This window comes from Paenibacillus nanensis (assembly GCF_003583765.1).
Lineage (GTDB): Bacteria > Bacillota > Bacilli > Paenibacillales > Paenibacillaceae > Pristimantibacillus > Pristimantibacillus nanensis.
In genome coordinates this window covers 262,662-277,433 of record NZ_QXQA01000001.1, presented here as the reverse complement: position 1 = coordinate 277,433, position 14,772 = coordinate 262,662, and the positions used below count along the sequence as shown (strand labels likewise).

Genomic DNA, 14,772 nt, shown 5'->3' with positions numbered 1-14,772 from the left:
CACTCCACCTCTACTCTGCTCTGTAAGCAGTAAAATACGGCTTATTGACTCGCTCGCAGCCCGATGCTGTGCTGTAAGCAGTAAAATACTGCTTACTGATGGGCACTCCACCTATGCTCTGCTCTGTAAGCGGTAAAATACGGCTTATTGACTCGCTCGCAGCCCGACGCTGTGCAGTAAGCAGTAAAATACGGCTTACTGATGGGCACTCCACCTATGCTCTGCTCTGTAAGCAGTAAAATACGGCTTATTGACTCGTTCGCAGCCCGACGCGGTGCTGTAAGCAGTAAAATACGGCTTACTGATGGGCACTCCACCTCTACTCTGCTCTGTAAGCAGTAAAATACGGCTTACTGATAACACGCCACTCAACTCCGGCCCTTCAAGTAAATACTGCTTATTGGCGGGCACTTCACCACGACGCACACGTGAGCCGTAAAATACAACTTAATGACGTCCATGCTACAGGGCGGCTTGGAATCGCGGGGGCGCTGCAATGGCGGTTTTCGCCATTGCAAGCCATTCTGGCGCGCGCGGGGGCGCTGCAATGGCGCTTTTCGCCATTGCAAGCCATTCTGGCGCGCGGGGGCGCTGCAATGGCGCTTTTCGCCATTGCAAGCCATTCTGGCGCGCGCGGGGGCGCTGCAATGGCGCTTTTCACCATTGCAAGCCATTCTGGCGCGCGCGGGGGCGCTGCAATGGCGGTTTTCGCCATTGCTGGCCGCTCTGGCGCGCGCGGGGGGCGCTGCAATGGCGGTTCTCACCATTGCAGCCTAATCTGGCGCGCGCGGGGGCGCTGCAATGGCGCTTTTCGCCATTGCAGGCCATTCTGGCGCGCGCGGGGGCGCTGCAATGGCGGTTTTCGCAATTGCAGGCCATTCTGGCGCGCGCGGGGACGCTGCAATGGCGGTTTTCGCAATTGCTGGCCGCTCTGGCGCACGCGGGGGCGCTGCAATGGCGGTTTTCGCCATTGCTGGCCGCTCCGGCGCGCGCGGAGGCGCTGCAATGGCAGTTTTCGCCATTGCAAGCCATTCTGGCGCGCACGGGGGCGCTGCAATGGCGCTTTTCGCCATTGCAGGCCATTCTGGCGCGCGCGGGGGCGCTGCAATGGCGCTTTTCGCCATTGCAGGCCGCTCTGGCGCGCGCGGAGGCGCCCGCAGCGCTGAATTCTTGCGCCGAGCGAGGCAGCGCAGGTTTCATAATTAGTGGTCTTAGGCTATAATTATATAAATTACAATAAGCATCATTTTTACTTTAGGGGAGGTGGGATCATGCTTCAGCATTATCGACGTTTGCAAAGCAATTTATTAGGCCGAATCCTTGCGTTCATGGTCCTCCTCCCCCTATTCCTGACGGCGTCGTTCGCCTATCAGGCCGGCAACAATTTCGAACTGACGGCGGGCAGCGGCAGTAATAGAACTACTCCGAGCTCGCACACGGTTATTGTTTCACGCGACAGACATCCTTCCGACACGAAGGCCCTTCCCCCGCAAAGTCCATGTGTGGACGCGGTTGTTTCGAGCCTTTTAATCATATACCTGCTACGCATCCCGAATACTCTATTCCATACCCCCCATGTTCTGCAGATGAAGCGGCAATTGCTTCGTCCGGTCAAGCTTACCGGTGGTTACGTTGACAAGTTGCGAGAGATGATAAAGATATTGCGCCACTTGACTACGATAACGACCTAGGAGGAATAGATTGCATGAACATCAGAGAATCGGACCTGCCGGGCATCGGCAAAAAATACCAGGTAATGACGCGAAGCGGCGATAAGCTCGTGATCATCATCCATGACGACGGCCGCCGCGAGCTTTATCATTTCGACTATGAGGACCCGGATGACAGCATCTCCATGGTAACGCTGGAGGACGAGGAAGCGCGTCAAATCGCGGCAATCGTCGGCGGCATGACCTATAAACCGAAAGCGCTGGAGACCATCGAGGTCGCGCTTGACGATCTGACGATCGAATGGTACAAAATAGAACCTAGCGCTTCCTGTATCGGCCTCACGATCGGCGAAGCGAACATCCGTCAAACGACCGGCACGACCATTATCGCTGCCGTCGAGAAGGATACGAAGCATATCAGCCCCGGGCCGGACTACCGGTTCAAGGCGGATACGATGCTGATCGTCGCGGGCGAAAGGCATCAGCTTAAGCTCCTGAAAGCCATGCTGCAAAACGGGAGCCGATAATTATGGATCACATGGTGCTTGAAATCGGTCTTGCCGTCATCCTTGTTGCTTTAGTAGGCTTGCTTGCTGCGAAGATTCGTTTCTCTGTCATTCCCTTTTTCATTCTGATCGGAATGGCAGTCGGGCCCCATGCTCCCAAAATCGGCGTGCTGGACTTCACGTTCGTGCACAGCGCGGAGACGATCCAATTCCTTGGACGTCTTGGGGTTCTTTTTCTTCTATTTTATCTGGGCTTGGAATTTTCGGTTGGGAGGCTCATCAAATCCGGCCGCAACATCGCCGTCGGGGGCACCATCTATATTTTGATCAACTTTTCACTGGGACTGCTTTTCGGCTTTGCTACAGGATTTTCTTTCGCGGAAACGATGGTGCTCGCCGGCATTACGACGATCTCCTCCAGCGCGATTGTCGCCAAGGTGCTCGTCGATTTGAAACGGACGGCCAATCCGGAAACCGAGATGATTCTCGGCATTATTATGTATGAAGATATTTTCCTCGCCGTGTATCTCTCCGTCCTATCCGGCCTTGTGCTTAGTACGGAATCATCGCTGGGCGGCGTCTTGCTGTCGGCGTCCTATGCGCTCGGTTTTATGCTCTTGTTTATCGTCCTCGGACGGAAGGCGGCTCCGCTGCTGAACAAGCTGCTTGATATCCGATCGAACGAGCTGTTTATTCTTCTTATTTTCGGGCTGCTGTTTTTCGTTGCCGGGATCGGCGAAACCATTCACGTCGCCGAGGCGATCGGCGCGCTGCTATTCGGTCTGGTGCTCGCCGAAACGAAGCATATGAAGCGGATCGAGCATATCATTTTGCCCTTCCGCGATTTTTTCGGCGCGATGTTTTTCTTCAGCTTCGGCCTGACGATCGAGCCGGCGAAGCTCGGCGGCGCGGTATGGCTGACGCTCGGCGCAGTGGCTGTTACCTTGATCGGCAACTTCGTTGCGGGAATGCTAGCCGGCAAAAGCGCCGGGTTGTCGCCGAAAGCGTCGTCGAACATCGGGCTCACGATCGTGTCCCGCGGCGAATTTTCGATTATCGTCGCGAATGTCGGCCTAGCGGCGAATCTGGATGAAAGGCTCCAGCCTTTCGCAGCGCTGTATGTCCTCATATTGGCGATTTTAGGACCTCTTCTCACCAAGGAGTCCAAGACGATCTACAAAGGACTTAACCGCGTTTTCCGCTGGGATAAACCGAAACCGAAGAAAGAGCAGGCTGCAGGCTAAAGAAAATTCAGTTAGACGCATAAACAACAAAAAGGACGAAGAGGAAATCCCCTGCTTCGTCCTTTTTTATTAGCTGTATAATCCTTAGAGCTTAGGCGCGGCCAAACTGCGCTTCGTGCAGGCGGCTGTATATCCCGCCGGCAGCGACCAGCTCCTCATGCCTGCCCTGCTCGGTAATGCCGTTTTCGGTTACGACGATGATGCGGTCGGCGTTTTTGATCGTGGCGAGCCGGTGAGCAATAACAAGCGTCGTTCGTCCTACGGATAACTCCGCCAAGGATTGCTGGATTGCCGCCTCCGTCTCGGTATCGAGCGCCGAGGTAGCTTCATCCAAGATCAGAATCGGCGGGTTCTTCAAAAACATCCGCGCGATCGCAAGGCGCTGCTTCTGCCCGCCGGACAGCTTCACGCCGCGCTCGCCGACAACCGTATCAAGGCCGTTCGGCAAAGATGCGATAAACGACTCGAGACGGGCTCTGCGCGCCGCCTCCATAATCGCTTCATCGCTCGCGCCGAGCTTGCCGTACGCGATGTTCTCCCGGATCGTGCCCGCGAACAGGAACACGTCCTGCTGAACGATGCCGATGCTCTTGCGAAGCGATTCCAGCTTCAGATCGCGAATATTATAGCCGTCGATCGAGATGGTCCCGCCTTCAATTTCATAAAACCGCGGCAGCAGACTGCAAAGCGTCGTCTTGCCCGCGCCGGACGGTCCAACAAACGCGACCGTCTCCCCGGCCCGAATTGAAAGGTTAATGCCGTTAAGCACCTTCGCCTCGCCTTCATAGCCGAACGTGACATTGTGATACCGAATGTCGCCATGCAGACGCTCGACTTCGATCGCATGAGGCGAATCCGCCACGTCCGGCTCGGTATCCATCAGTTCGATATAGCGTTTGAAGCCGGCGATGCCTTTCGGATAGCTCTCGATAACCGCGTTAATTTTTTCGATCGGCTTGAAGAAAATATTCGTCAGCAGCACGAAGGTCACAAAATCGCCATGCGGCATTCCCTTCCTCAGCACATAGTACGCCCCTGCGATCAATACAAACAAAGATACCAGTCTCATCAGCAAGTAGGAGATCGAATGGTTGAGGCCTATAAGCTTGTAGGAAATCAGCTTCGCCTCGCGGAATCTCAAGTTGTTTGCGTTAAATAGCTTGCCTTCATGCTTCTGGTTCGCGAAAGCTTGCACGACCCGGATGCCCCCGACCGTATCCTCGACGCGAGCGTTGAAATCCGCCATATCCGTAAACAGACGGTTCGCAGCCTTCGTCATCCGGCCGTTGAAGTAGAGCACGAGCCAAATAATGATCGGCACGATAATAAACGTCATAATCGCCAGCTCCGGTTGAATGAACAGCATAATGCCGAAGGCGCCGATCAACGTCATGGCCGCGATAAACATATCCTCCGGGCCATGGTGCGCGACCTCGCCGATCTCGAACAAGTCGTTCGTCAAGCGCGAGATCAGATGCCCCGTTTTCGTATTATCAAAAAAACGGAACGAAAGCTTCTGCACATGCTCAAACAGCCTTCTCCTCATGTCCGTCTCAATGTTAATCCCGAGCATATGGCCCCAGTAGGTAACAATGTAATTGAGTAAAGTATTAATGACATAAATAAGCAGCAGCACGGCGCAGGCCGAAATAATCAGCCCCCAGTTCCCGTCCGGAAGCAGCGTATTGATGACATAACCGACGGCGAGCGGGAATACGAGCTCCAGCACCGCCAATATAACCGCACAGGTGAAATCCAGAAAAAACAACCGTTTATACGGCTTGTAATACGAAAAAAAACGACGCAGCATATTGCAGCTCCTATTCTGTCCACCACAAACTGAAGGGACGGTTCACTTATAACTGATAATAATTTTCAATTAAAAATGATACCGAATCCTTCCTCCAAGTGTCAAGGTAAGGATTGATTCATAATAATTCGTTCCGGATGGGTGTACACCGTCATGCCGCCCATCCGAATAAAACCGGCGCAAGTAATCCCAAGGTCGTCCGCCAGCCGCAAAGCAAGATCGGTAGGCGCCGATTTGCTCAGCAAGACGCCGCAGCCCATTTTGGCCGCCTTCAGCACGACCTCCGACGAGAGCCTGCCGCTGAACACGATCGCTTTGCCCTCTGGCTTTACGCCTTGCAGCATGCAATACCCATACAATTTGTCTAATGCGTTATGGCGGCCGATATCCGTCATGACAGACAGCAGCTTGTCCCCATCCGCAAGCGCCGCGTTGTGAACGCCGCCCGAGCGGTGAAAGTCGATGGAGCTTGCCTGGAGCAGCTCCATCAGCTTTATACACTGTTCCGCCCGTATCGTATACCGGGTCATGATCGTCCTGGCCGTCAGCATATCGTTATGAAAATAAAACTGGCGGCTCTTCCCGCAGCAGCTGCCAATCCATCGTTTCGCCATTTTGTCCCGGCTGATTGACGGCAAGCCCGCCAGCTTCAGATAGGCATAGCCCCTCTCCTCGTCAATCGTAAGCTTCTCGACTTGACCCGGCACACGTATGATGCCTTCGGAAGCCAGGAAGCCGAAGACGAGCTCGCGCAGATGGGAAGGGGAGCAGACGATGGTCGCGAGCTCATCCCCATCCAGCTTAACCGTCAAAGCAAGCTCCGCCGCGATCGGATCATCGATTTCTTCCATTTGCTCATTGCCGCCTCCGGTATACCGCACTGCCCGCCAAGTTGTCAAATTGCCCTGTTCCATCCTGCACCTCCCTTAAAGCTTATTCCGGCGGATCGGTATCCCGTACATCCTGAATAGCCGCATCTCTTCTTGCGCTCTTTACTTCCTTCAGCGCGTGGTAGAGGTCCGCCCGTTCCACAACGACGGATGCGTTGTATTCGGGAATGCCCGCATGCGGCTCATAGACGCCGCGTTCGAACAGCACATTCCCTTCCGGCCAAAAGAGCTCGATATTGCCTGCCGCCACAGGAGCAAGCTTCGCCCGTCCATGAAACACCCCGCTGCTGTTATGGACGACGATCGCGTCTCCCTCATTGATCGACAGGCTCCCCGCATCCTCCGTACTCAGCAAGACGTCATAGCGGCCGGCTGCGTTAAAGCTGTCGCGCTCGCCGAATATCATCGAATTGAATTGCTTCCCTCTCCGCGTTGTCGCATACATCCGTCCCTGCGTCCTTTGCAGATCGGGCATCGGTATCGGAATCAGCCTGCCTTTGCCGTCCGGAGTCGGACACTCCCCTCCTTCGCATAACCAGGCGCCGCCCCACTGAAAGACGTCACCGCGCTTGCCGAGCTTTTGAATGCCGTCGTAATAAGGAGCGGCGGCGGCAATCTCCTCCCGGATCGCGGCTGCGCTTCCGAACCTGGCTGCACGGCCTTTCTCGCCGCAAATCCGCTCCGCCAGCTCGCCGAAAATATCCCATTCCGCCCGGGCTTCTCCAACCCGTGGCCCTTCAATCTCTGGCGAATAATAAACCATTCGCTCGGTTGAAGTTGAGGTTCCGCCGCCAGGCTGCTCGTAACGCGTCATTGCAGGCAGAACGATCACCTCTTCCTCCGCATCGGCCAGCATGGAGCTGTTCAGGACGATGTCCTGATGCACGCGAAGCTCCACCCCCTCCAGGCACCGCTTCACATGCGCCGGGTCCGGCATCGTCTCCAGGAAGTTCCCGCCGGACGTATAGAAAAGCCGCAGCTTTCGTTCCTGTCCTTCCGGCAGCAAAGCGTTCTCCAGCGATACGCCGACGATATCCCCCTGCCAATTCGGCAGCTGGAAGCCCCACAGCTTCTCGATCCTCTCTCTGTCTGCGGCATTGCCGAACTCGCCGCCGGGCAGACTGAACGGATCGGCCCCCATCTCGCCTGAGCCCTGCACCCCGCTGTGTCCGCGAATCGGCATCAAACCGCAATGCTCCCTTCCGAGGAAACCCCGCAGCAGAGCCAAGTTCGCCACCTGCGATATATTGTCCGTCCCAAAACGATGCTGCGTCAGCCCCATGCTCCATACAAACACGCCTGACCGGGCGCCCGCCAGCAGCTTCGCCAGCTCCTCCATCCGCGACTTTGGAAGCCCGGAGCCCGCTTCGAGCTCCTCCCATGCCAGCTGCTCCACATGCTCGCGAAGCTCGTCGTAACCGGTCGTGTGCCGCAGGACGAAGTCGCGGTCAACCGCAGAGCCGGGCAGCTGCTTCTCCATCTCGAACCAGCATTTCATAATGCCGTGCATAAACGCGATGTCCCCGCCGATGCTCACCTGATAGAAGTCGTCCGCCAGCTTCGTTCCGAAGAGCGCGGATTCCGGAATGGACGGAATCCAGTAGCCGTCCATCGCAGGCTCGCGGTACGGGTTAATGACGATAATTTTGGTGCCTTTGCGTTTCGCAGCGTACATATATTTGGTCGACACCGGCTGATTGTTCGCCGCCACACTGCCCCAGAAGAGTAGGACGTCCGTCCCGATCCAATCTTTGTAGCTGCAGGTCGATGCGCCGACTCCAATCGAACGCTTGAGCGCCGTCTTGGACGGCGAATGGCAAATCCGCGAAGCGTTGTCGATGTTGTTCGTGCCGATCGCCCTAGCCGCCTTCGCCGCCGCGTAATACGTCTCATTCGTAATTCCTCTGCCCGTCAAATAAAAGGCGATACCCTTCGGGTCGACCTTCTTCGCCTTCTCCGCTATGCGTCTCATCGCCTCCTCCCATGTCAGCCTGACGAAACGCGCCTCTCCCTTGCGGCGGATTAGCGGATACGGCAGCCTTCCGAGACCGCGCAGCTCGGAGCTGCTAAGCTTGCGCAGCTTCTCTACGTCAGCATGCAGCGTTTCCTCCTTTATGGCCGGCATTGTGTTTAGCCTAAGCACGTTAAGCCGCGTTGTGCAAACATGCGGTCCCTCCAGCGTCTGGTCGTACAACCCGGACACGCCAAGCGCGCAGCCGTCGCAGACGCCTTGCGTCAGAATGCGGTAAGCATACGGCAGATTGTCCCGGTTATCCCAAACCGTGCGCAGCGTATCCCGAATATGATGCGGCTTGACGAGTCCAAGCCCAAAAGGCCGCTTGCTCACCCACAAGCCTGTATCCCAGCTCTTCGGCAGCTTTTGCCGCCCTGTATGCAAGCTTTTCCCCATACGCGATCACCTCTTCCTCACCATATTTATCGCCGCCAGATGTTAAAAAGACCGCTCGCTGCGATGATCTTCGTTCAGCCGATCCAGAGCTTATGCCAGAGGTCTGTCTCGTTCGCTATTGCTGTTAAGTCTATCAAGAAAACGCTTCCAAAACAATGCGTAAAAGAAGGCCGGAACGAATGCCCAACCTTCCCTTTAAAAGGCGAGCCCAGCTCCTATAGAGGAAGCAGCTCGACCGCAGCCTGCTTGCCGCTCTGCTGAATGCCTGTTTTGCGGGTACCGTATCCCTTCAAATCACCGGTCAGCCGTTCGAGCAGCGCCTTGGCCGCCTGCCCTTCCTTGCCCTGAATTTTCACCACAAGCAGCACGCCGTTGCCGCTTTGCAGCAGCTTCTCCGCCTGCCTGTATTTGGTATCGTAATCATGCTCTTCAATATGCGGCGTCAGCCTAATCTCTTTCACCTTGACCGCTCCGCTTGCTTGCCTTGCCGCCTTGCCCGCTTGATCCTTCTCCTGCTTCGCTGCGCCTCGCGCGACAAGCCGGCATGGCGGCGGGCTGCTCATCAGCGATTCGCACACCAGATCCGCCTTCCGCTCCTTCGCCATCGCCAGCGCCTCCTCGCGGGATACGACGCCAAGACTCTCTCCGCTTAGCCCCGTCAGCAGCAGCTCGGACGCTTTTATCGCTTCGTTCATGATAAGTTTGGATGCCATTGGTTAATCTCCTTCTTTGTTCTTTGTCCTCCAATTATACGTGATCCCGGCTAGATTCTCGAATCCTCGTCGGAAGAAAGCAGACTGCCCGCTTCCGGCAATGGAAGGCGGGCAGTCTTGTTCATGAACTATGAAGCATTAATGTCAAACATATATTGCGAGCTTCCCAAAAGACGATCCGTCCCCGCCTCAACCATATTGACGTATATGGTGTAATTGCCATTGACAAAATACTGCCCCTCGGATAGGGATAAAACGATATGATGGCCAACGGACAAATCCGGTAATTCGGCCAAATCGCTGCCGGCGAGATTCATCTTACCGTCCGCATCCGTTTCCTTCGTAATCGTGCTTTCCGTGCCGGCAACGCCTACATCAAAAACTTTCCCGCTCACCGAGCTGCCGGTAATTTGGATTTGATAGTCGACAGACAACCCGTCAGGAGAGCCGGCCGCGCTTGAATCGATGAAGAATACGCCGCTGTCATAGGCGACAGACACGCTATAGCTAGGCGAAACCGTAATCGTCCGGGTCTGCTGTCCCACAGATACCAGACCCGATTCCGTCACCTTCAGCAGTTCAAAGGTCATCTCATATTGTCCCGGTTCCATGAACTGGATATAGAACGCAACGGGATTTTGATCCTTTGACGTTAAGTCCGACAGCTTATAGCTGCCTTCGCTTGGGGCGAATATAAATTTGCCCTCCGTCGGCGCCATCTCACCTTCGCCCTCACGGAATACAACGACATTTCCAGCCGTTTCCCCGTCCTTTTTGACCGTAATTCCGACTTTCACGTCTGTGTCCATATGAAGGCCGGTTGTTTTAAAGCCGTAAGAAACGAAGTGATTGCTGCCCGCGTCCGCGTCCGCTCTAAAGTCGTCGCTGTACTCCACTTCAACCGTCGGGCCAGGAGCAGGAGGTATGTAGCCTCCGCTGCTCGGCGGGTTATTCCTCGCCGCCTCCGCCGCTATCCTCCGGGCCTGTTCGGCCTCGCGCTCCTTCAGCTCCCGCTCAGACTTATCCATCATGTCCGCGAGCCGCCCTTTTTGCAGGTCGTCCAGCTGATCCAACAGCTTATCTGCCGCCTGCTTTTTCTTCTCTTCTAGAAGCCGCTGATTCGCCGCCTGCAGCGCCTCCATTTGCCGGCGCATCTGTTCGATGAGGCTTACGTTATTTTGCTCGAGCTTTTCATTTTTCTCTTTCTCTGCATTTTTCCGCATTTCTTCTAACTGACGCTGTTTCTCTTCGACAGCTGCCCGCTTCGGCTGCTCAGCCGGGTTCACTCCTGCATTAGGATCAAGAGGCGGCACTTCGCGGTCCAGGTCATACTTTCGATCCGTGCTCGTGATGCCTTGATTCACTTCATTGATGATCTGCAGCGCTTCCTCTTCGGTCAACAGGCCATTTTCAACGGATTGTCTTAAAAGGCCCGGCAGCGAGTTAAGCACGTTTTGTTTATACTTCTCGAACTCAGCCTGGGTTGCGAGATCTAGACTGCCCCCGAGCTCCGGCAGGCCGCCGCCCTGCAGTCGGCCCAATTGCTCATCATTTTCTTGGTCGATCTGCTGCTTATTTTCTATTATTTTTTTGATCACTTCCGGTCCGGCTAGCTTGACCAATTCGTCAAGGTTCACCGTTTTGATCAAGGGTTCGTCCTGCTCGCCTCTAGAATCCAGGCTGATCTGCTGAGACGGGTATATCGTATGGACCCCATCAGTGGCTTGAGCGCCGCCAGCTCCGGAATGCGGAGCCGGCAGTACCGAAACAACGCCCGAAAATACGGATTGGTTGAATATGCCCGTTATCGGATTGATGGATTGAACAAAATGCGTGCCGCGCACGGAGTTGACCGTCTCGCCGGCCTTCACTTCGAATTTATCCTTCGAATCCGACAAGTCGGTTACATCGTAAAAAGCGCTGCCGGTTACAAGCTCGAGCTTCGTCAGGCGGGCGCCGTCCGCTTCATGCAGACTGACGACCTCCATGACGGAGTGCTCGCCGATGGTAATGATGTCGCCTGTGTCTTCCGCGGACAGGACGGCGCTGGAGAAGCCGCCCGTTTCAATGCGGTCTCCCGGTCCAAGCTCCATTCCGACATAAGCATCCTGCTTAAGCAGACCGCCTTGCGTAACCTGAGCTACGCCTGTCAGCGAATCAATCGTAAACGTCCTCTCGGCAGCTAGCTCCACAGAGGCTGCAGAATCCGTATTACCCGCTTTCTCACGAGCAACGATCAGCTTCTCATCTGCGAGCCAGCGAATGTGCTGACCCTGCGCTTCCGCGACAGCACGCAGAGGAGCCATTCCGCCGGCATCTCCCGCTATTTCATGGCCGAGCAGCTCGCTCAGCTTATCTGCCGGAATCAACGTTTTGCCATGCTTAATGAGCAAGCCCGCTTCTTCCGCTCCAATCAGCTTGCCATTCCAATCCAGTTGAACCGTTCTGTCCGCGCGGAAACCTTCAGGCAGACTGTAGCTTTCCCACTCACGCAGGGAGTCGTTGCCTGCGTCCGCGATCAGCAGCTCGCCCGAGGCAAGCTGGACGGCATCGGCAGGCGCCTCAAAGAGCGCCTCGCTCTCGATGCCGTCTTGATTGCCGCCGATCCCGTTCCATGAGCCGGCAAGCGTCGATACCTCGCCATCCTTCAGCAGCCGGACCGCGTTGTTGCCCGAATCTGCGATAACGAGCCCATACGCATCCGACCATTCCAATCCCCGCGGCGCGTTGAATTTTGCCTGACCGGCAGACCCATCCGAGTAGCCCGGCCCAGCGTACAGCTCGTGCTCCAGATCCGCTTCCTCCGGGGACAAGCCCGCTGCGGTTGTCACTGTATTATTGCCGAAATCAATATAACGAATGGCGTTATTGCCCGAGTCGCTGACATACAGATTTCCTTTATCGTCGATCGCCAGTCCAGCCGGCTCGTTAAACTCCGCCTCGCTAAAGCTGCCGTTCACGTAGCCGCCGGCCATAACCGCAACGCCGTCATCCCATAAGGCCGCCCGCTCCGGGACGGAGCCGATCGTCGTAACCTTGCCCGTCGCGTCAATCCGCCGGATGACATGATTCAGCGTATCCGCCACATAGATCACGCCGGTCTCCGTTACCGCGACGTCCGTCGGGTAATAAAACCGGGCCTCTTCGGCCGAGCCGTCCGCAAATCCCAGCTCCGGCTTACCGGCAACCGTCGTCACGTTCCCTTCCTTGTCGATGCGCCTTATCGCATGATTTCCCGCATCCGCAACATAGACGTTGTCCCTGTTATCGACCGCAAGGCCTGCAGGATCATGGAAAAAGGCCGTTTCCCCGCCGCCATCCAGCCAAGCGCCTTGCGGCAGACCGTTCACCGATTTCACATAATCCAGCGATGCCCCAGCCAATACCAATGCTTTGCCGTCACGAATCTGTTTAATTACGTGATTCTCGGTATCCGATACGATAATGGTGCCGTCGCTTCGTACGGCTGCGCTTTGCGGCGCGCTTAGCGCCTCCGCGCCCGTAATCGTTCGGATTTGTCCCATAAGCCGTTCCTCTGGTGATGCGGATACTTGCGCAGCGGATGCGCCGGCGCTTAACCCTCCGCATGCCACCGCGCAAGCGAGCGCGATTACGCCAATCTTTTTGATAGGAAACAACCGAATTTCCCCTCTCCCTCTTAAACTATGAGTACATTTTACCATAATCATGCAATACTCATAGACTTTAGCACAAAAAAAGCCTCGGGACCGGTATTTCGTCCCAAGGCTTCCTTTATGCCAGCACCGGCTCCACCAAACGACGGACGCGGTCGATGCCCGCCCACATATCGCCGGGGCCGTCGTATATAATGACGAAGGAGCCGTCGAATCCCGACTGGCGGACAGCTTCCAAGCAGCGCTGGAACTCCGCTTCATCCGGATACCCCTGCTCATCGCATTCCGATTTGGCGTGGATCCCGACGCTCACCGGAATGGTCATCGCCAGCTCGGTATATTTGCGCTCCCCTCCAAAGTTGCCGAAGTCCGTTATGAGTCCGACTTTGCCTCCCACTTTATCCATGAGCCGCATACAGCTCTCGCCGGTGGAAGTTAACGCCTTAAAGTTTTCCGTTATGATCTGTACGCTAAGTGTTTCGGCGAACTCCGCCAGCTGCAGCAATCGGCCCGCCGTCCGTTCCAAGGCCTCTGCATCTCCAGGCTGCGCCTCTCCCGCAACGATGCGAGTCCGCTTGGCCCCCGCGATGGATGCGGCCCGGATCCATTCCCGCATAAAGCTCATATCGGCTTCCGCGCGCTCCGAATCCGCCGTGCTCAAATCGCCATAATCCAGCAAAAGCGTATCGAAGGAAATGCCGGCGCTTACAAAAGCTTTCTTCAACTGCTCCAAATAAGCGGAGTCCGTGCTCGGGAAATGAAAATGGCAGATCTCCACGGCTTTAAACCCTCGTTTTGCCGCTTCTTCCGGAAGATCCAGCAGATTGAGAAGCTCCGGCTGTTCTTGAATGACGGTCTTTCGCGCCCGTGCGCTCTCGTCCCAAACGGTCCAGCGCAGCGGACCGAGCAGCCTGTGAAGGCTCCATGTGCTTACGGATAAATAAGACAAGTGGCTCACTCTCCCGTGTCGTATGGATGACATAAAACAATCTATCTGAAAGTATACACTTATTTCCATAAACCGAAAGAAGCGATCTTGCTCTTTTTATATCCGATTGTTCCCTTATCGCCGCTCGGCCGGCTTACCGCTTTCCCTTTACCAGTGCATCAAAATCGATATGCGTTAACGACGCTGCGCGAATATAGGCGTCGCCTGGATCAAATGAAAGCAGTCCCGTCAGCTCATTCGGAACGACGATACAAGTCATGCCGGCAGCCGCAGCCGCTCGCGCGCCGTTCGGCGAATCCTCGACCGCAACCGCTTCTTCCGGCGCCACGCCGAGCTCTTCAAGCGCTTTTCGGTATAGCTCCGGGTCCGGCTTTACATTCGTTACATCGTCCGATGTTTTAATGGCCTCGAAGTGCTCCTTCAAGCCCAATTCGTCCAAATGCTTGTCGATCCAGATTCTCGAGGAGCTGGAAGCAAGACCGATGCGAAGCCCCGCCTCCCTAGCCTGGCTCAATAGCTCGAGAACGCCTTCCCGGACCGTCTGCTTGCTCATAAGCCCGGCGTAATACGCTTGAACCTTGCCGCGGAATTCATCCTTATCGATGGGCAGTCCTTTCTCCGTCATCAAATATTCATAAGGGTTAAACGTATGATTGTTTGTGCCCACGCACTGCGAATACAGCTCCAGCGGCAGCTCTTCTCCGTACTCTTGGTACGCCTCCCGCAATGCGTAATACCATGGGGTCTCCGTATCCAGAATGGTTCCGTCAAAGTCAAATACGATCGCTTTTAACATGCTCCCTTACTCCTCTCCGCTCATGCCTTGCAAGCTATGCAACCAAACCGTACACGTTAATCAGGCGTCCGTCAAGACGGGTAGACGGCATCTTCGCCGCCCCATGCGTCAAAAAAAGCCTAAACCGCGCCATTTAAGCACGGTTCAGG

Annotated in this window: 11 protein-coding genes; 4 read left to right on the top strand and 7 right to left on the bottom strand. The window is 55.6% G+C overall.

Annotated elements, in window-relative coordinates; translation table 11 throughout:
• Positions 1–496: 496 nt before the first annotated feature.
• Genes D3P08_RS01220 through D3P08_RS01205 form a run of 4 tightly spaced genes read left to right on the top strand, consistent with a single transcriptional unit; the run spans position 497 to position 3,420 of the window.
• Entirely contained in the window at positions 497–1,222 is a 726-nt protein-coding gene (locus D3P08_RS01220; protein ID WP_119597604.1) for a hypothetical protein, read from the top strand.
• A gap of 49 nt (positions 1,223–1,271) precedes the next feature.
• On the top strand, positions 1,272–1,691 hold the full coding sequence (locus tag D3P08_RS01215) for a hypothetical protein (protein WP_119597603.1): 420 nt from the start codon (positions 1,272–1,274) through the stop codon (positions 1,689–1,691).
• Positions 1,692–1,705: 14 nt separating this feature from the next.
• Positions 1,706–2,197, top strand: coding sequence for a cation:proton antiporter regulatory subunit (locus D3P08_RS01210; RefSeq protein WP_119597602.1), 492 nt, complete (start codon positions 1,706–1,708; stop codon positions 2,195–2,197).
• Positions 2,198–2,199: 2 nt separating this feature from the next.
• Entirely contained in the window at positions 2,200–3,420 is a 1,221-nt protein-coding gene (locus D3P08_RS01205) for a cation:proton antiporter (protein WP_119597601.1), read from the top strand.
• Between the two features lie 91 nt (positions 3,421–3,511).
• On the opposite strand, the gene D3P08_RS01200 is transcribed toward D3P08_RS01205, so the two are convergent.
• From D3P08_RS01200 to D3P08_RS01170, 7 genes are all read right to left on the bottom strand, one after another.
• Positions 3,512–5,230, bottom strand: a complete 1,719-nt coding sequence (locus D3P08_RS01200) for an ABC transporter ATP-binding protein (protein ID WP_119597600.1) — start codon at positions 5,228–5,230, stop codon at positions 3,512–3,514.
• Positions 5,231–5,331: 101 nt separating this feature from the next.
• A complete protein-coding gene (gene fdhD, locus D3P08_RS01195) occupies positions 5,332–6,144 on the bottom strand; it encodes a formate dehydrogenase accessory sulfurtransferase FdhD (RefSeq protein ID WP_119597599.1) in 813 nt (270 codons plus the stop codon).
• Between the two features lie 19 nt (positions 6,145–6,163).
• Positions 6,164–8,530 (bottom strand): FdhF/YdeP family oxidoreductase, encoded by a 2,367-nt coding sequence (locus tag D3P08_RS01190; RefSeq protein ID WP_119597598.1) that lies wholly within the window; start codon positions 8,528–8,530, stop codon positions 6,164–6,166.
• Positions 8,531–8,745: 215 nt separating this feature from the next.
• Entirely contained in the window at positions 8,746–9,243 is a 498-nt protein-coding gene (gene infC / locus D3P08_RS01185) for a translation initiation factor IF-3 (protein WP_119597597.1), read from the bottom strand.
• A gap of 128 nt (positions 9,244–9,371) precedes the next feature.
• Positions 9,372–12,881: a FecR domain-containing protein gene (locus D3P08_RS01180; protein WP_162848323.1), complete on the bottom strand. Its 3,510-nt coding sequence runs from the start codon at positions 12,879–12,881 to the stop codon at positions 9,372–9,374.
• A 115-nt stretch (positions 12,882–12,996) separates the two neighbouring features.
• The gene (locus D3P08_RS01175; protein WP_240647248.1) at positions 12,997–13,836 is read right to left on the bottom strand and encodes a sugar phosphate isomerase/epimerase family protein; all 840 of its coding nucleotides are present in this window, start codon (positions 13,834–13,836) and stop codon (positions 12,997–12,999) included.
• A 124-nt stretch (positions 13,837–13,960) separates the two neighbouring features.
• Positions 13,961–14,623 carry an HAD family hydrolase gene (locus D3P08_RS01170; protein WP_119597594.1) on the bottom strand — a complete coding sequence of 221 codons (663 nt, stop codon included), beginning with the start codon at positions 14,621–14,623 and terminating at the stop codon, positions 13,961–13,963.
• Positions 14,624–14,772: the final 149 nt, after the last annotated feature.